This window comes from Methyloparacoccus sp. NF-16 (assembly GCF_056880625.1).
In genome coordinates this window covers 2,505,401-2,522,687 of record NZ_CP174130.1, presented here as the reverse complement: position 1 = coordinate 2,522,687, position 17,287 = coordinate 2,505,401, and the positions used below count along the sequence as shown (strand labels likewise).

At 64.9% G+C, this 17,287-nt stretch carries 12 protein-coding genes and 1 pseudogene; 9 read left to right on the top strand and 4 right to left on the bottom strand.

What is annotated here, in order from left to right:
- The first annotated feature begins 43 nt into the window (after positions 1 to 43).
- A complete protein-coding gene (gene ilvD, locus ACH5N8_RS12035) occupies positions 44 to 1,747 on the top strand; it encodes a dihydroxy-acid dehydratase (protein WP_483281482.1) in 1,704 nt (567 codons plus the stop codon).
- Between the two features lie 11 nt (positions 1,748 to 1,758).
- On the top strand, positions 1,759 to 2,928 hold the full coding sequence (gene argE, locus ACH5N8_RS12030; protein WP_483281481.1) for an acetylornithine deacetylase: 1,170 nt from the start codon (positions 1,759 to 1,761) through the stop codon (positions 2,926 to 2,928).
- Positions 2,929 to 3,148: 220 nt separating this feature from the next.
- On the opposite strand, the pseudogene ACH5N8_RS12025 reads toward argE, so the two are convergent.
- The 3 genes and pseudogenes from ACH5N8_RS12025 to ACH5N8_RS12015 all read right to left on the bottom strand — a co-directional run bounded on the left by ACH5N8_RS12025 (position 3,149) and on the right by ACH5N8_RS12015 (position 4,863).
- Positions 3,149 to 3,573, bottom strand: a pseudogene (locus ACH5N8_RS12025) (type II toxin-antitoxin system YhaV family toxin).
- Positions 3,566 to 3,895, bottom strand: coding sequence for a type II toxin-antitoxin system PrlF family antitoxin (locus ACH5N8_RS12020; RefSeq protein ID WP_483281480.1), 330 nt, complete (start codon positions 3,893 to 3,895; stop codon positions 3,566 to 3,568). Before ACH5N8_RS12020 ends, ACH5N8_RS12025 begins: the two are co-directional and overlap by 8 nt.
- 359 nt (positions 3,896 to 4,254) lie before the next feature.
- A complete protein-coding gene (locus tag ACH5N8_RS12015; RefSeq protein WP_483281479.1) occupies positions 4,255 to 4,863 on the bottom strand; it encodes an HpnM family protein in 609 nt (202 codons plus the stop codon).
- 166 nt (positions 4,864 to 5,029) lie between these two features.
- Here ACH5N8_RS12015 and ACH5N8_RS12010 point away from each other — a divergent pair, with 166 nt between their 5' ends.
- The 6 genes from ACH5N8_RS12010 to ACH5N8_RS11985 all read left to right on the top strand — a co-directional run bounded on the left by ACH5N8_RS12010 (position 5,030) and on the right by ACH5N8_RS11985 (position 13,477).
- A complete protein-coding gene (locus ACH5N8_RS12010) occupies positions 5,030 to 7,231 on the top strand; it encodes a TonB-dependent receptor (RefSeq protein WP_483281478.1) in 2,202 nt (733 codons plus the stop codon).
- A gap of 8 nt (positions 7,232 to 7,239) precedes the next feature.
- Positions 7,240 to 8,472, top strand: a complete 1,233-nt coding sequence (gene zigA, locus ACH5N8_RS12005; RefSeq protein ID WP_483281477.1) for a zinc metallochaperone GTPase ZigA — start codon at positions 7,240 to 7,242, stop codon at positions 8,470 to 8,472.
- 478 nt (positions 8,473 to 8,950) lie between these two features.
- A complete protein-coding gene (locus tag ACH5N8_RS12000; RefSeq protein ID WP_483281476.1) occupies positions 8,951 to 9,940 on the top strand; it encodes a CobW family GTP-binding protein in 990 nt (329 codons plus the stop codon).
- A gap of 142 nt (positions 9,941 to 10,082) precedes the next feature.
- Positions 10,083 to 10,565 (top strand): YchJ family protein, encoded by a 483-nt coding sequence (locus tag ACH5N8_RS11995; RefSeq protein ID WP_483281475.1) that lies wholly within the window; start codon positions 10,083 to 10,085, stop codon positions 10,563 to 10,565.
- A gap of 150 nt (positions 10,566 to 10,715) precedes the next feature.
- A complete protein-coding gene (locus tag ACH5N8_RS11990; RefSeq protein WP_483281474.1) occupies positions 10,716 to 11,345 on the top strand; it encodes an MEDS domain-containing protein in 630 nt (209 codons plus the stop codon).
- Positions 11,342 to 13,477, top strand: coding sequence for a putative bifunctional diguanylate cyclase/phosphodiesterase (locus ACH5N8_RS11985; RefSeq protein ID WP_483281473.1), 2,136 nt, complete (start codon positions 11,342 to 11,344; stop codon positions 13,475 to 13,477). The genes ACH5N8_RS11990 and ACH5N8_RS11985 overlap by 4 nt, the downstream gene beginning before the upstream one ends.
- 51 nt (positions 13,478 to 13,528) lie before the next feature.
- On the opposite strand, the gene ACH5N8_RS11980 is transcribed toward ACH5N8_RS11985, so the two are convergent.
- Entirely contained in the window at positions 13,529 to 16,732 is a 3,204-nt protein-coding gene (locus ACH5N8_RS11980) for a PAS domain S-box protein (protein ID WP_483281472.1), read from the bottom strand.
- 217 nt (positions 16,733 to 16,949) lie between these two features.
- Here ACH5N8_RS11980 and ACH5N8_RS11975 point away from each other — a divergent pair, with 217 nt between their 5' ends.
- The gene (locus ACH5N8_RS11975) at positions 16,950 to 17,285 is read left to right on the top strand and encodes a hypothetical protein (RefSeq protein ID WP_483281471.1); all 336 of its coding nucleotides are present in this window, start codon (positions 16,950 to 16,952) and stop codon (positions 17,283 to 17,285) included.
- The last annotated feature ends 2 nt before the right edge of the window (positions 17,286 to 17,287 follow it).

Here is a 17,287-nt window from a genome sequence, read left to right as displayed (position 1 = left end):
TCCCGTTCACCTTACCTGCAACCACCCGGATGGCCCTGGCCCTATGAGCAATCACGAAGACAAGACCCGCCACTTCTCCTCCCAGGTCGTCGACGGCATGGAGCGCGCGCCCAGCCGCGCCATGCTGCACGCCGTGGGCTTCACCGACGCCGATTTCCAGAAGCCCCAGATCGGCATCGCCTCCACCTGGAGCATGGTGACGCCCTGCAACATGCACATCAACAAGCTGGCCGACGACGCCGCGCGCGGGGTGGACGGGAACGGTGGCAAGGCCGTGGTATTCGGCACCATCACGATTTCCGACGGCATTTCGATGGGCACCGAGGGCATGAAATACTCGCTGGTGTCGCGCGAGGTGATCGCCGATTCCATCGAGACGGTGGTCGGTTGCCAGGGCTTCGACGGCCTGGTCGCCATCGGCGGCTGCGACAAGAACATGCCCGGCTGCATGATCGGCATCGCCCGCCTCAACCGCCCGGCGATCTTCGTCTACGGTGGCACCATCCTGACCGGCTGCCACGGCGAGAAGAAGCTGGACATCGTCTCGGTGTTCGAGGCCGTGGGCGCCCGCGCCAACGATCGCATCGACGACGCCGAACTCAAGGCCATCGAGGCCAAGGCCATTCCGGGCCCGGGCTCCTGCGGCGGCATGTACACCGCCAACACCATGGCTTCGGCCATCGAGGCCTTGGGCATGAGCCTGCCGGGCAGTTCGGCGCAGGCGGCCATCTCCACTGACAAGCAGTGCGACTGCGAGCGTGCCGGCGCGCAGGTGGTGAAGCTTCTGGAATTGGGTATCCGCCCCCTGGATATCATGACCCGCAAGGCGTTCGAGAACGCCATCACGGTGGTCATTGCCCTCGGCGGCTCCACCAACGCAGTGCTGCATCTGCTGGCCATGGCCGATGCCTGCGGTGTGGATCTGTCGCTGGATGATTTCACCCGCATCGGCCAGCGCGTGCCGATGCTGGCCGACCTCAAGCCCAGCGGCCAGTACGCCATGGCCGAGCTGGTCGAGATCGGCGGCATCCAGCCCTTGATGAAGACCCTGCTGGACGCGGGCCTGCTGCACGGCGACTGCCTGACCGTGACCGGCAAGACCCTGGCCGAGAACCTGGCCGATGCACCCGCCTACCCCGAGGGGCAGGACATGATCCGGCCGCTGGACAGGCCGATCAAGAAGGACAGCCATCTGGTCATCCTCTACGGCAACCTGGCGCCGCAGGGCGCCGTGGCCAAGATCACCGGCAAGGAAGGCCTGAGCTTCACCGGTCAGGCGCGGGTGTTCGACTGCGAGGAGCTGGCGCTGAAGGCCATTCTCGACGGTACGGTGGTGAAGGGCGATGTCATCGTCATCCGCTACGAAGGCCCCAAGGGTGGCCCCGGCATGCGCGAGATGCTGTCGCCGACGTCCGCCGTCATGGGCAAGGGCCTGGCCAAGGATGTCGCCCTCATCACCGACGGGCGTTTCTCCGGTGGCACGCACGGCTTCGTGGTCGGCCACATTACGCCGGAAGCCTACACCGGCGGACCGCTGGCGATCGTCCAGGATGGCGACGGCATCACCATCGACGCCGAGCAGGCCGCCATCACCCTGCATGTCGACGAGGCGGAAATCGCCCGGCGCCTCGCCGCCTGGCAGCGCCCGGCGCCGCGCTACACCCGCGGCGTGCTGGCCAAGTTCGCCAGGCTGGCGGCCTCGGCCTCTGAGGGCGCGGTGACCGACAAGCACCTCGGCGATTTCTGAGGCATCCGGCCATGGCCCGGTGCCTGCCGCCCATCCCCGGGATGATCGCCGCGCTGATCGGTGAACCCTCGGTCAGCAGCGCCGACCCGCGCCACGACCAGGGCAATCTGGGCGTCATCCACCGGTTGGCGGAATGGGCCGAAGGTCTGGGCTTTCGGGTGGAGATCGATCCGGTCAGCCCGGGCAAGGCCAATCTGATCGCAACGCTGGGCGCTTCGTCATCCGCCGATATCCCCGGCGGATTGGTGTTGTCCGGCCACACCGACACCGTGCCCTGCAACCCGGAGCTGTGGGCCAGCGACCCGTTCACGGCCACCGAGCGCGATGGGCGGATTTACGGCCTCGGCAGCGCGGACATGAAGTCGTTCCTGGCCCTGGCGCTGTGGGCTGCGTCCGCATTCGAGGCACGGGACCTGCAACGTCCGCTGGTGCTGCTGGGTACGGCAGACGAGGAGAGCTCGATGTCCGGCGCCCGCCAGTTGCTGACCCGGAACCGGCGCCTGGGCCGCCAGGCCGTCATCGGCGAGCCGACCGGCCTGAAGCCCATCCGCCTGCACAAGGGCGTGATGATGGAGTCGATCCGGGTGCTGGGTCGCGCCGGCCATTCCAGCGACCCGTCGCTGGGGGCCAACGCCCTAGTCGGCATGCATGCCGTCATGGGCGAGCTGCTGGCCTGGCAGCGGGAATTGCGCGAGCGGCATCGCAACCCCGCCTTCGCGGTCGATCATCCCACCCTCAACCTGGGCGCCATTCACGGGGGCGACAATCCCAACCGCATCTGCGGTGCCTGCGAGCTGCTGATCGACATCCGGCCCCTGCCGGGCATGTCACTGCCGGCGCTGCGCGAGACCCTCGAAACCCGCCTCGCCGCCACCTTGGCTGCCTTTCCGGGGCTGCGCCTGGAGGTCCGGCCGCTGTTCGCCGGTGTCCCGCCCTTCGAGAATCCGGCCGATGCCGAATTGACCCGTACCTGCGAGGCCCTCAGCAGTCACCCCGCCGGCGCGGTCGCTTTCGGCACCGAGGCGCCCTTCCTCGGTGAGTTGGGGCTGGACACCATCGTCATGGGTCCGGGTTACATCGAGCAGGCACATCAACCGGACGAGTATCTGCCCCTGGCGCACATCCCGCCGGCAATCGACCTGTGCACCCGGCTGATCGAGCGGTTTTGTCTGCGAGACTGAACGCCTGGCGGGAAGCGCACGGCGCATGAGGCGCTTGGGTGTCGGACCGAATGCCCGCCCGGTGTCAAAGCGGCGCCCGCCGCTCGCCTGATGGCCTGCCGTTGGCGCTCTGCCTGAGCAAGGGCCGAGGCATCGCCTTATGTGAGGTGGAGCAAGTCTTGTGGATTGATGGCCGCAGCGAACCATCGCAGCCGTTGTCCCTCAGGCCGGGCCTCGGCCATCAACTGGTTCCAGTCATCCGGCGGAACACTCGGTAGGCGTCGTTGTTGTTCTCATAGGCGCACTTGGTGTCCTCGTCGTTGACCCAAGCGAACACGATCACCTTGCCTGGCCCGTGGTAGCGAAAAAAAGCCGGTACTGTCGGAGAAACTTCGCCCGGAACCAGTGTTTGTGATCGTTACCAAGGGTGCCGCCTTGGCGGTACTCCGGTCGGGTCGGATCTTGCGGGATGATATCGAAGGCCAGTTTCGTGATGGCCGCCAGCTGCTTGCTGGCGTTTTTCCTCACGTACCCGACCGGATCCTTTTGCCTTGATATCTCGACCTGCCGTGCCAGCGCCCCGATCTGCGCGAGGAACAACGGGTGAGCGAAGACCGTCCAGCCGCGAATGACCAGAGGGGTGGGGGCTTGCCCGGGCTCATTCATCATCTGCCGAGAGGGTGGCATCGAGATCGGCTTCGACGCCGCCGATCAGCGACTGGAGCCGTTGGACAAAGTCAGCATCCATGGCCTGCAAGCGTTCGGGGTGGCTGGCGATATCGCGGGCGAGGAAGCCCAGGAACCGTCCAAGCACCGGGTCGTCGCCCTCGGAAGGTTCGACGCGAGTCAGTACCACCTCGCCGTTGGGGCGGATGGTGTAGTGGATTTTGTTGCGTTTGCCGAGCCGAAGGGCGCGATGCACGGTTTCCGGCACCGTCGTCTGGTAGCGGTCGGTCAATGTGGATTCGACTTCGAGGGTGGCGGGCATGGTGTTTTCCAGTCAACAGAGTGAACGCCTTGCGGGGCAATGCAATCGCCTTGCTTTGGTCAATGCAATTGCATTGCCTGCGGATGTGTTCAGCGCTTCCTTGGCGCCGCAGGTTCAAGATGGTTTTTATATGTGGCCAATTTAGGCTCCTCACAGGCAACGCTAAGAGAGCTGCCGGATGGATGTTGCTTTAGCCGTGTGAATTCCGCCTGGAGAGCGTCATTGCCCGAGAATTGCACCCTGCGCAGCCGCCGTGTCCGTGAATTTCACCGTGCAGCCCAAGGCGTGACCGGTAGCCATCGACGCCCATGAAAAAAGCGCCCTGACGGCGCTTTTTTCATGGGCTGGGCACGGCTGTGTCAGGCATTGTTTTTGGCGTAATCGGAAATTTTCTGCCCCAGCTTGTTGAGCAGGGCGTCGAAACCTTCGCGGTCGATGACGCTGGTGTACTGCGCCTTCTTCAGCGCGAGATCGCTGATGCCGTCCACCACGATGTTGATGATGTGCCACTGGCCGTTGAACTGGCCGACGAAGTATTCGAACTTGATCGGTTTTTCGTTTGGCGCAACCAGGTTGTAGCGCAGCAGCAGCCGGCCGTTCTTGATGTCCTGGCTGGAGTCGAACTGGAACGATTCACCGCCGTATTCCTTGAACTGCGCCGCGTAGGTGGCGATGCTCAGATCCCGCAGCTTGTTCATGAAAGCCAGCTTCTGGTCGTCCTGGAGCTTTTTCCAGTGCGCTCCCAGGGCAATCTGGGAAACCGCCTCGAACTCGAAGGTTTCCCGGATGACCGGTTCCAGCTTCTTGTAGCGGCCGTTGTACCCCATCTTGGTGCCGCCCTTCATGGCCTCGACGAGGGCGCCGTTCAGCCGGTCGACGGTCTTCTTGGCCTCTGTCGCGTCGTCCGATCGCGCCGCCAGCGGCATCAGTGCGAGCAGCCAGAATGCCAGGAAAAATCTCAGCAACATGCCATGAACCTCAGGTCTTTCATGCGGCTATCCTAGCATAAAGGCGGGTTTTCCCCGTTCGCAGGCGGCGCGGCCCCGGCCCACGCGCGGGGGGCTGGAAGGGAGCGGGTTCTTTGTGTGATACTGTAACATCACTAAGCGATGCCTCCCATCCTCCTGTCCACGCATGCGCAAACTCATCCCTTGCCTCTGTCTGTTGAGTTTTTCCACCCTGGCCGGCGCGGACGTGGCCGCACCGGTGAGCACCGATGCGCTGCCGGAATCGACCGAGTCCACCTCCGGCGACGCTACCGACGGCGACGCTGCCGACAAGACCAGGAAAGCCGACAAGCCCGCGAGTGGAACCGGCGAGGTCCACCAGCTTGAGGAGGTGGTCGTCGAAAGCGAGCCGCTGGAGCGCACCATCGGCAGCCTGGCGCGGCCGGTGACGGTGGTCCAGGATGCCGAACTCCGTCAGCAGATGGGGCCGACCATTGGTGCGACCCTGAGCCAGCAGCCCGGCATCAGCAACCAGTCCTTCGGTCCGGGCGTCGGCCAGCCGGTGATCCGCGGCCTGACGGGGCCGCGCGTGCGGATCATGGAAAACGGCATTGGCAACAACGACGTCTCCAACATCAGCCCCGACCATGCCAACAGTATCGAGCCCTCGCAGGCGGAGCGCATCGAGATCCTGCGCGGCCCCTCAACCTTGCTCTATGGCAGCGGGGCCATCGGCGGCGTCGTCAATGTCATCGACAACCGGGTGCCGGACAAGAAAGCCGAGAAGCCCCTGGGGGGGGCCTTCAACCAGATCTACAACTCGGCACTGGACGAAACCTCCAGTTCGTTGAAGCTCGAAGGCGGCGAAACCGAATTCGCCTATCACCTGGACGGCTTCTACCGCAACAGCGGCAACGAGATCATCGGTGGCCAGGCGATCGACGAGAACGCGGCCCGCGCCTACGATCCCGCCTTGGCGGAGGAGCCTTACCTGCAGAACAGCGAGGGTTACGTGGCCAACACCAACGCCCGCGCCAAGGGCGGCACCGTCGGCGCTTCCTGGGTCGGCGATCCCGGTTATGCCGGCGTCGCCATCAACTATCTGGAGAACAATTACGGCATCCCGCCCGTGGGCGTGCCGGATGAGCCCAACATCCGCATCAATCTCTGGCAGACCAAGTACGATTTTCGTGGCGGCATCGACAAGCCGTTCGAATTTGCCGACAAGCTCAAGGTCAAGTTCGGCTACACCGATTACAAGCACATCGAATACGAAGGCGGCGAGGTCGGCACCACCTGGACCAGTGATTCCTACGAGGGCCGCGTCGAGCTTAATCACAAGCCATTGGGTCCCTTCAAGGGCCAGTGGGGCTTTCAGTCCGTCAATGGCGTGACCCAGGCGATCGGCGAGGAGGCGACGCTTCCCAGGACCGAGATCGCCAACTATGGCGTGTTCGCCGTGGAAACCCTGGAAACCGACCCGCTGACCTACGATTTCGGTTTCCGCATCGAACCGCAGAGCGTCACGCCCGAAGCGTCCAGCGGCTATGTGGCGCGCAGCTTCCTGCCGGTCAGCGGGTCCGTGTCGGGGCTGTGGAAGGTCGATTCCGCCAACAACCTGAGCCTGGCCTTCACCGAGTCCCAGCGTGGACCGCAGGCGCAGGAGCTCTATGTCAACGGCGTGCACCACGCCACCCGCGCCTTCGAGATCGGCAATCCCGATCTCGGCATGGAGACCTCCTTCAACCTGGAGCTGGGCTACACCTTCAAGCAGGACTGGATGAATGCGGAACTCAACCTGTTCAACAACTGGGTCAACGATTACATCTACGCCCAGTACACCGGCGAGGTCTACGGGCACGAGGCGGGCGTCCATGGTTCGGGGGAGGGCGATGCCGGGCATGATCATGGCGGCGAACTGCCGATCCTGCAGATCGAGCAGGCCAACGCCGTATTCAAGGGGTTCGAGGCCAACGTCATGTTCCCGCTGATGGAGAACGGCTACGGCCTGCTCGACCTGACCCTGTTCGGCGACTACACGCGTGGCCAGCTGGTCAACGCCGGCAACGGCAATGTCCCGCGCATGCCGCCGCTGCGTTTCGGTGCCCAGCTGGATTATGCCCGCGACAAGTGGTCGACCTACTTCCGCGTGACCCGCGGCGAGCCACAGGAATACCCGGGCGACAACGAGACCGATACCCCGGGCTGGGTACTGATGAACGTTGGCGTGACCTATGAGGCCAAGTCCTTTGCCGACAGCCAGCTGCTGTTCTACCTGAAGGGCAACAACCTTCTGGATCAGGACATCCGCAACTCGACTTCCTATCTCAAGAACTTCGCCCCCGAACCGGGTCGCGGCGTGCAGCTCGGCTTCCAGATCAGCTATTGAGCAGCGCCATGCCCCCACTCCAGCCCCTGCCTGCCGAATCACGCCTGCCGGTCACCGTCCTGTCCGGCTTTCTCGGCGCCGGCAAGACCACCCTGCTCAATCATATCCTCGCCAACCGTTCCGGCCTCAGGGTTGCGGTAATCGTCAACGACATGAGCGAGGTCAACATCGATGCGGCCTTGGTCCGCAACGAAGTCCAGCTCAACCGGGCCGAGGAGACGCTGGTGGAGATGAGCGACGGCTGCATCTGCTGCACCCTGCGGGAGGATCTCTTGGTCGAGGTCGGCCGGCTGGCGCGGGAAGGCCGGTTCGATTACCTGGTGATCGAATCCACCGGCATCGCCGAGCCCCTGCCGATCGCCGAGACCTTCACCTTCCGCGATGAAGACGGCGTGAGTCTCCTCGACCTGGCGCGGCTGGACACCCTGGTCACGGTGGTGGATGCGGTCAACTTCCTGAGGGATTACCCGGGGGCGCAAGACCTGCGGGATGCCGGGCAGAGCGTGAATGAGAACGACGAGCGCAACATCGCCGGCCTGCTGGTCGATCAGGTGGAATTCGCCAACGTCATCCTGATCAGCAAGGCGGACCTGGTTAGCGGCGAGGAACTGTGCAATCTTGTCGCCATCCTCCACCAGCTGAACCCCGACACCGACATCCTGCCCATGGTGATGGGCCAGGTGCCGCTGGAGCGGGTACTGAACACCAGTCGCTTCGATTTCGCCCAGGCTGAACACGCTCCCGGCTGGCTCAAGGTGTTTCGCGGCGAGCATACTCCGGAGACCGAGGAATACGGCATCGCCAGTTTTGCCTACCGGGCGCGGCGTCCTTTCCATCCCGAGCGGTTCCACCGCTTCCTGTACGAGGGTGAGTGGGACAACGGCGCCCTGCTGCGTTCCAAGGGCTTCTTCTGGCTGGCCTCGCGGCATGACCACGCCGGTACCTGGTCGCAGGCCGGCGGCATCATGCACCACGCAGCGGCCGGCCGCTGGCTGGCGGCGGTGCCCCGCGAGCACTGGCCGGAGGATGCCGCGATCCGCGCCGAGGTCCTGCAAGACTGGGCCGAACCCTATGGCGACCGGCGGCAGGAACTGGTGTTCATCGGTCAGAACGTGGACGAGGCCCGGCTCCGTGCCGAACTGGATGGTTGCCTCCTGACCGACCTGGAACTTGCCGCGGGCCCCGACGCCTGGCGGCGCTATCCGGATGCCTTCCCAGCCTGGCCGATCGCCCACAGCTGAGGATGGGCCCCGCCGCTTCCGCCGAAGCCGGCCGATACGCCCTGGCCGCCGGTGTGGCTGTCACACCGGCGCCAGCGTGCACCTCTGTATCCCGTCTTCTGTTGAGCACTCGACATTTAGTGAGAGCACTAATCTTCGGAGGTGTCGGCAGTCTGCCGTCTGCCGTCATTCATCAATGCGGCACCGGGATGGCGCGGGCCGTCTTGACCGAAACCCTGGCCAGCGGGCGTGTCTGACGACGGCTCACGATCCTTGTGCTGCTTCTGGCACAAGGGGGGAGGAAACATCGGGGCATATTCAGCGCCTCAAGGAACCGTGCCTCGGCGGCGATGGTGGCGCCCTGTTACGAATGGTCGAGCAAACCCGACCCGCTCGCTCGTCATGCCGGTCAATCCAATTGCTTCTGTAACACCATGCGAGGCAATCGCCCGGAAGCGATGCCTCGACCCACCCAGCGGGGCTGGACATGAGCCATGACGTGATTTCATCCTCGGGTAACCTGAAGAATCCCGAGCGCCTACCCGTCCTGGTGCTCACGGGTTTTCTCGGCAGCGGCAAGACCACCTTGCTCAACCGGCTGCTGCGGCAGGGGCCGCGCGCGGCTGTGCTGATCAACGAGTTTGGCGCGGCGCCGGTGGACCAGCAACTGATCGAGCAGGAAGGGCTGCCCCTGATGACGCTTTCCGGCGGTTGCCTGTGTTGTCAGGTGCGAGGGGCGTTGGCGCCAGTGCTGAAGAACATACGCCTGATCTGGGGTAAGCCCGGTGCGCCGGAATTTGCCCGCGTCATCATCGAAACCAGCGGTATCGCCAGCCCCGAGCCGGTCTTGGACACCCTGCTGCGGGAGCGCTGGCTGGCCGCCCGCTGCCGGCTCGATGGCGTCGTTGCCACGGTGGCGGCGCCCTCGGCGGAGCAACAGTTCGCCCGCTTTCCGGAAGCCCAGGCCCAGGTGGTCTGGGCCGATACCGTAGTGCTGACCCAGACCGATTTGGCCGATGCCGCGACGATCACCCGCGTGGATGCCCGGCTGGCCGAGCTGGCTCCGGCGGCCGCAAGGTTGCATGCGGTACAGGGTGACCTTGACCCCGCCGTCCTGCCGCGGGCGATCGCCTACCGCCGGGTGCCGAGTGGCATCGAACCGCCCGACCATGGCTTTCGCAGCGTATCTCTGTACCTCCGGGCCGTTCCCTGGCCGCGCTTGCAGGAGGCCCTGGAAAGCCTGCTGGCCCGCCATCCCGATCTGGTACGGGTAAAGGGGGTGGCCCATCTGCCCGACCGGCTCGAACCGGTGGCGGTGCATGGCGTGGCCGGCCGGCTGTACCCGCCAGTGACGCTGCCACCCCGAGTGGCCACCGATGGCCACGGTCGGCTGGTGCTGATTGCCTGCGGCCCGGTCAGCCCGCTGACGGAAGAACTGGCGATCGCCCTCGGCGGCTATCTGGAGCCCGCGGGGACCCGCCGGTACTGAACCTGGCGACCCGGGCTCGACCGGCTATCGGCGCGGTGCTCGGCGTGCAGATCGGGTGGGGCGCGCGCCCGGGTCAGGTCCGGTGTTGCCGGCAGAGGGTGATACCATGCGCCCTTTTTCTGCGCCGACGATCGATTGCCCCATGGCGTCACCGAATTCCTGCCCCTGTTACTCCGGCCGGCCCTTCGACCAATGCTGCGGTCCCTATCTGGCCGGCGAGGCCATCCCGCCGACCGCGGAGACACTGATGCGCTCGCGTTTCTGCGCCTTCCAGCGGCGCGACGCGGACTATGTCCGGCAGACCTGGGATCCGGTCAAGCGGCCCAGGCAGCTGAATTTCGACCGGGATCAGCGTGTCTGGTCGAGTCTCGAGATCGTGGCTACCCTCGGTGGCGGCGAACAGGACGAGCGCGGCGTGGTGGAATTCAAGGCCCGTTACGAACTGGGCGAGGATACCTATCTGTTTCACGAGGTCAGCCGCTTCACCCGCCACGATGGCCGCTGGTTCTACCTGGATGCGACGTTCCCCTTTCACGGCAAGATCGCCCATCAGGGCAGGCCATTGAAAAATGCCCCCTGTCCTTGCAACAGCGGCCAGAAATACAAGAAGTGCTGCGGTGCGTGAGACAGCGGGTCTGGCGGGGGCGGGGCCATCGCCTCTTGACGGCGTGCCGTCTCTGGCGATTAACTATCGAATAGCCGCTTATGCGCATGGATGATGAGGCATGCCGGGCTGGCTCAGGTACCTGCAAGGAACACAAGCTGAGGTAAGGCAATGCACGACTCCGCACGGATGGTGAACCTGGGTTTCGACGCGACGCCGTATCCGGCCAACACCCACATGTGCTTCATCTTCAATGACGATGACGAGCGGCGCCGGGTGCTGGCACAGTTCACCCGGACCGGTCTCGCCGACCACGAGCAGGTCAGCTATTTCGTCGATACGCTGCCACCGGAGGAACTCAAGCAGGTGATGCGCGAGCTCGGCGCTGAGCTGCCGGACGAACTCGAGGGGCAGCAATACGTGTTCGAGGATGCCGGCAAGGTCTATTGCCCGGACGGCTGTTTCAAGGTCCAGCGGATGATCGATACCCTGGCCGGCTGCTATCACCGCAGCCAACGCGATGGCTATGCGGGTTCCCGTCTGACCGGGGAAATGTCGTGGGCCCTCAAGGGCTATCCCGGTTCCGAGGATCTGGTCGAATACGAGGCGCGGATCAATCTCCTGGTGCGCGAGGTGCCGAGTACCATCATCTGCCAGTACGACGCCCGCCTGTTCGACGGTGCCACTCTCTACGGCATCCTCAGCGTGCATCCGATGATGATCGTGCACGGCCAGGTAGTCCGCAATCCCTACTACATCGAGCCCGAGGTCTTTCTCGCCGGACGGCATCTCCACGCATGAACCGCGACAGCGGCAAGCACCCGCGCAGCGAGGTGCTGGGCCGCTTGCTGGTTGCCCTGCAATGCCTGGATATCCTGCCCAGCCGGGAGGGGATGGCGGAATTTCTCGAACAGTCGCTGCGGGAGGTGCCCGGTGTTGCCGGCATGCGGCTGGTGATGGCCGGCGGCGAGGGGGCAGCCGCCCCTGCCGCCCCGGAGGGGGCGCTGATCGAGTCGATCCCCATGCAGACGCCACGGGCCTGCTTCGGCGTGTTGCAGCTGCGCATCGACAATCCGGCCGCCTATGCCCACTACCGTTCCTTTCTCATCAACATCGGCCACATGCTGGCCACCATCCTCGAGAATCGCGACAACGCCGGGAAGCTGGCGGAGGCCAACCGGCAGCTGAGCCAGTTGGTCGACGACCTGGAGCGGCGGGTCGAGGAACGTACCCGGCACCTGCTGGAAAACCAGCAGCAGCTGCTGCTGTCGGCCAAGGTGTTCGAGAACAGCGCCGAAGCCATCATCATCACCGACGCCCGGCAGCGGATCCTGTCCGTCAATCGCAGTTTCACCGAGATCACCGGTTACGCGCCGGACGAGGTGATAGGCCGCACCCCGCGGGTGCGGCGTTCGGGGCGGCAGAACCAGGATTTCTACCAGGAACTGTGGCGCTCGGTCGCGGCGACCGGGCAGTGGCAGGGCGAGATGCTGAACCGGCGTCGCAACGGCGAGATCTATCCCGAGTGGCTGAGCATCACCGCCGTCTATAACGAGGCCGGCGACATTACCCACTACATCGGCATCAGTTCCGACATCACGCATCGCAAGCGGGACGAGGCCCGCATCCAGTTCCTGGCCTACCATGACCAGCTGACCGAACTGCCCAACCGGGTGCTGTTCCGCGAGTGCTTCGACAAGGCGAAGGCCATCGCCGAGCGGGAGTCGGGGGGGCTGGCCCTGATGCTGCTTAACCTCGACGAGTTCAAGTCGGTCAACGATTTCCTCGGCCATCTCGGCGGCGATCAGGTGCTGCAGGCCGTGGCCCAGCGTCTCAGGAGCAGCCTGAAGCCACCGGATATCGTCGCCCGGCATGATGGTGACGAATTCATGCTCCTGATCCAGTCGGCCGTGGACCGCAAAGGTCTGGCCGCCATCGCGGAGTCGCTGCTGGAGCGTGTCAACGGCATCTACCCTATTGACGGGAACGAGGTCGACCTGTCGGCCTCCCTCGGTATCGCCCTGTTGCCCGACGATGGCCGGGATTTCATTGCCCTGGTCAAGCATGTCGACTCGGCCATGCTCAGGGCCAAGAAAGCCGGGCGCAACACCTACCGGTTTTTCGCCGACAGCATGGATGCCGGCGCCATCGAGCAGCTGACAATTCGTAACAAGCTGCGGGGGGCGCTGGAGCGGGGCGAGTTCCAGCTTCACTACCAGCCGCAGATCGACCTGTCCGGCGGCCATATCGTCGGCGCCGAGGCCCTGTTGCGCTGGCTGCCCCCGGGAGAGGCGCCGGTTTCGCCGCAGCTGTTTATCCCGGTGGCGGAGGCCAGCGGCCTGATCGTGCCGCTGGGCGAATGGGTGTTGCAGCAGGCCTGCCGCGATGCCGCCGACTGGAACCGCGAGCTCTCGCCCGGCCTGATGGTGGCCGTCAACCTTTCGGCAGTCCAGTTTCATCGCGGCAATCTGGAGCAGACGGTGCAGCGGGCCCTGCGACAGGCCGGACTTCCGCCCGAGCGGCTCGAGCTGGAATTTACCGAGTCGGTGCTGATCAACGACGATGAGCAGGTGACCGAGACCATTCATGCCCTCAAAGCCCTGGGCGTGGCCCTGTCCATCGACGATTTCGGCACCGGTTATTCCAGTCTCGCCTATCTGCGCCGGTTCCACGTCGACCATCTCAAGATCGACCGTTCCTTCATCCAGCGCTTGCCCGAGGATACGGAAGATCTCGCCATTGTTCGCGCCATTGCCGACATGGCCCACGGTCTCGGTCTGCGGCTGATCGCCGAGGGCGTCGAGACCGAGGCGGCGGCCGCCATGCTGCGGCAGCTGCGCTGCGACATGGCGCAGGGTTTCCTGTATTCGAGGCCGGTGCCCGCAGCACGGTTTGCCGAGCTGTTGAAGGCCTGGAGGGTTCCCCCGCGGTGAGCGGGCGATTGACCGGCCGGCTTCCCCTGCCAGCGTTCAGGTTCCGCCCGGCTAGGCCGACAGGGACTCGGCTGGCGCTGTCGGCGACGGCCCGGGTGCCTCGTTGACTTCCACCCGATTGCGGCCACCTGTCTTGGCCCGGTAGAGCGCCTCGTCGGCACGCGCCAGTGCCGCGTCGGTGCTGGCGTCGTGAGGCATCATTTCGGTCACGCCGATGCTGGCGGTGACGGCAATTGTCTGTCCGTCCCATTGCAGCGGCGTTTCGGCGATGCGCCGGCGCAGGCGGTTGGCGTAGGCTCCGGCGGCGCGGAGGTCGGCGCCGACCAGCAGCACGGCGAATTCCTCCCCGCCCAGGCGGCCGAGCGTGTCGGTCTTGCGCAGACCCTGACGGATCAGCTGGGTAACGTGCTTGAGCACGGCGTCGCCGATGGCATGGCCGAAGCTGTCGTTGATGCGCTTGAAGTAATCCAGATCCAGCATCAGCAGGGACACGCGCAGCTGCCCGAAACGTTGCAGGCGTGCCATCTCGTTCTCCGCCCGGCCGATGAAATGGCGCCGGTTGGGGATCCCGGTCAGGAAATCCGTGGTGGCCAGCTGCCGCAATTCCGCCTCCATGCGCTTGCGCTCGGTGACGTCGCGCTTGATGCCGATGAAATGGGTGATGGTGCCGGTGACGTTTCTCACCGGCGCGATGCTGAGATCCTCGTGGTACAGGCTGCCATCCTTGCGCCGGTTGATCACTTCCCCGCGCCAGTTCTCGCCCGCCAGGATGGTGGCCCACAGGGTTTGATAGAACGGCTGGTCCTGCAATCCCGACTTGATCAGGTCGGATGGCTTACGGCCCTGGGCCTCTGCCGGGGCATAGCCCGTCAGGGTTTCGAACGCGGGATTGGCCCACTGGATATGGGCATCCGTGTCGGTCAGCACCACCCCCTGGTCGACGACTTCCAGCGCCGCCAGCAGCAGATAGGCGCGTTCGTCGGCCTGCTTGCGCTCGGTGATGTCGGATCGGGTGCCGACCATGCGCAGCGGATGACCGGCCTCGTCGCGCTGGATGACCTTGCCGCGCGACTGTATCCATCGGTAGTCGCCGGTTGCGTACAGAATCCTGTATTCGCATTCGTAGCGCTCGGTTTCGCCATCCAGGCAGGCACGTAGCCTGTCCCGCAGGGTGGCCGCATCGTCCGGATGCACGAGCCTGATCCAGTCCTCGTAGCTGTCACCGATCTCGATGCTTTCGCAACCCAGGATTTCCACCGTGGACGGAGAGTACGAGATGATGTCCTCGACGATATCCCAGTCCCAGACGCCCTCACCGGCGCCTTCCAGGGCGAATTTCCAGCGTTCCTCGCTCTGGCGCAGGGCTTCCTCCATGGCCTTGCGGCGAGTGATGTCCTGGTGCGAAGCGATCACGCGCACCTGGCCACCATGCTGCATTTTCGACAGGCGGACCACGAACCAGCGTGCCTGGCCGGGCAGCCGGCAGCGATACTCCATTTCGAAGCGATCCTGGCGGCCGGCCAGGATATCCCTCAAGGCGTTCCCGATGGCGTCCGCATCCGGGGTGTCCAGCGCGCTATCGGCGAGTACCGCGCAGGCAGCCCGATAGCCGGGACCCTCATCGATCGGTGCGGCGCCGCCCTGGTGTAGCAGACGGAAATCCTTCCAGGCCTGGTTGGCCAGGACAATCCCGCCACGCTCGTCGAGCACGCAAATCTGGGCGGTCAGGCCATCCAGGGTCGCCTGGATGAACTGCTTGTCCGAGAAGGTCGCCGCCTCGGCCTGCTTTTGCGGTGTGATATCGATGCAGGAGCCGATGTAGCCGCAGAATCGGCCGTTTTCATCCAGCCGCGGGACGCCGTTGTCGAGCAGCCAGCGGTATTCCCCGTCGTGGCGTCGCAGGCGATATTCCATTGCGAAGGGTTCGCGGCGGTCGAAATGCGAGGTGTAGATGTCGAGACAGCGCGGGTAATCCTCGGGATGCACACCCTCCGCCCAGCCGTTGCCCGACTCCTCCGCCAGGCTGCGTCCGGTGAAGCTCAGCCAGGTCTGGTTGAACCAGTCGCAGCCCTTGTCCTCGCCGGACAGCCAGATCAGCGTCGGTGCCGCGTCGGCCATCGTCCGGAAACGCCGCTCGCTTTCCGACAGCTCCCGCGTCATCTGCCGGGCCAGTGCCAGCGCCCGCAGACGTCCGCTGTGCAGCGTCCAGGTCAGCAGCGACAGCAGCAGGCTGAGGAGCGTGCCGGTCACGACCATGTAATTGGCATAGTCCCTTGCCAGTCGACTTTCGAGCGTCGGCTGGCTGCGCAGGACCAGGGTCCAGGGGCGGCCGGCGACGGTCATGGTCAGGCGGTTCTCCAGGATGGCTGGCGCCGGGACAGGGGAGGGGTTGCCGCTGGCGTAGATCAGGTTGTCGGCGCTTGCGATGCCGCCATCGTGAACGGCGATGTCGAGATCGGTCCTCAGATGGCCGACCAGGTTGGCCATCAGATCCCGGGCGAGGATGCGGGCATAGACCCAGCCCGTGATATGGGCCCGGCGAGTTTCCAGGCTATCGTGCGGTTGGCCGGGTTGGTAGAGCGGCAGATAGAGCACGAAGCCGGCCGGATCCTCGGGGGAGCCATTCTCGACCAGGCGAATCCGGGTGGTGATGCTCGCGGCATCGCTGTCGCGGGCGCGTTCCATGGCGGCGCGCTGCTCGGCTTCGGCGCGCATGTCGAAGCCCATGGCGCAGCTGATCGGCGCCTTGAAGGATTCCAGGTAGACGATGGGGGCATACCATTCGCGCTCGCCATCCGGCCGGACCGTATAGTCCGGGCAACCCTGCCGGCGCATCTCGGCGATGTGGCGGCTTCTTTGCCCGTGTGGCACGAGCGGCGCAAAGCCTATGCCCTGGATGCCCGGATAGCGCTGGTTGATGGTCAGCTCCCGGAAATAGGCGCCGAATTCCTCCTGGCTGACGTGCTGGCTGCTGGTGAACAGCCCCCGCGTGCCGTACAGCACCTGTTCGTAGGCCCACAGCGTGTGCTGCACCCGGTCGACGGTTTCCCGCACCCGCAAATCGAAATTGAGCAGGAGTTCCTGGCGGGATGCCTTCTGTTCGGTGCGCCAGGCGCCATAGGTTGCAGCCAGGGAGATTGCGAGCACGGACAGGGGCAGCAGCAGCGAGCGGATCCCGCGTCGTCCGGGCTCGGCCATGTCGGTGGCGACGGGCGGGGCGTTGTGCCTCGGGGAAGGGGCCGTCTTGATGCTCATGGATAGAAGTGTTTATAAGGCTTCTATTCTATCTGGAGGAAGATGATGTTGCTTACGGGCTGGATGTGCCGCCAGGCAACCTGGCGCCGGACTTTTTGCCAGTAGAATGGCGATCCTGAGCGGAGGGGCGTGGCTGGTCTTGTGGCAGACCCGTTGCCCTGGTCAGGATGGGCTGCCCGGCGGCGCGGGGTCGCCGGGGCCAGATGAGGGTTTGTGCATGAAACAACTGATCTTGATTCTGTGGCTCGCGGCAGCAGGCCATGCCGTCCCGATGGCGTGGGCGGATTGGTGGAGCGACAACGGCGACAGCGCGGACGCCCAGGACATCGATGCCGGCGCCAGGGCGGAAACCGACACTGATGCCGATCTGCTGCGCAACGCCAACGGACCCGGCGAACCGCAGGATCCACCGCAACCCCGGGTGCCCGTTTTGTACGATGGCTGGGGTTTCGCCCATCCGTATGGCATGCCCTACGGATATGGACCCTATTTCGGCTATGGGGACGGCTATATCGGCGGACCGGTTGTCGCGCAGAACCCGCGCAGCAGGTAGGC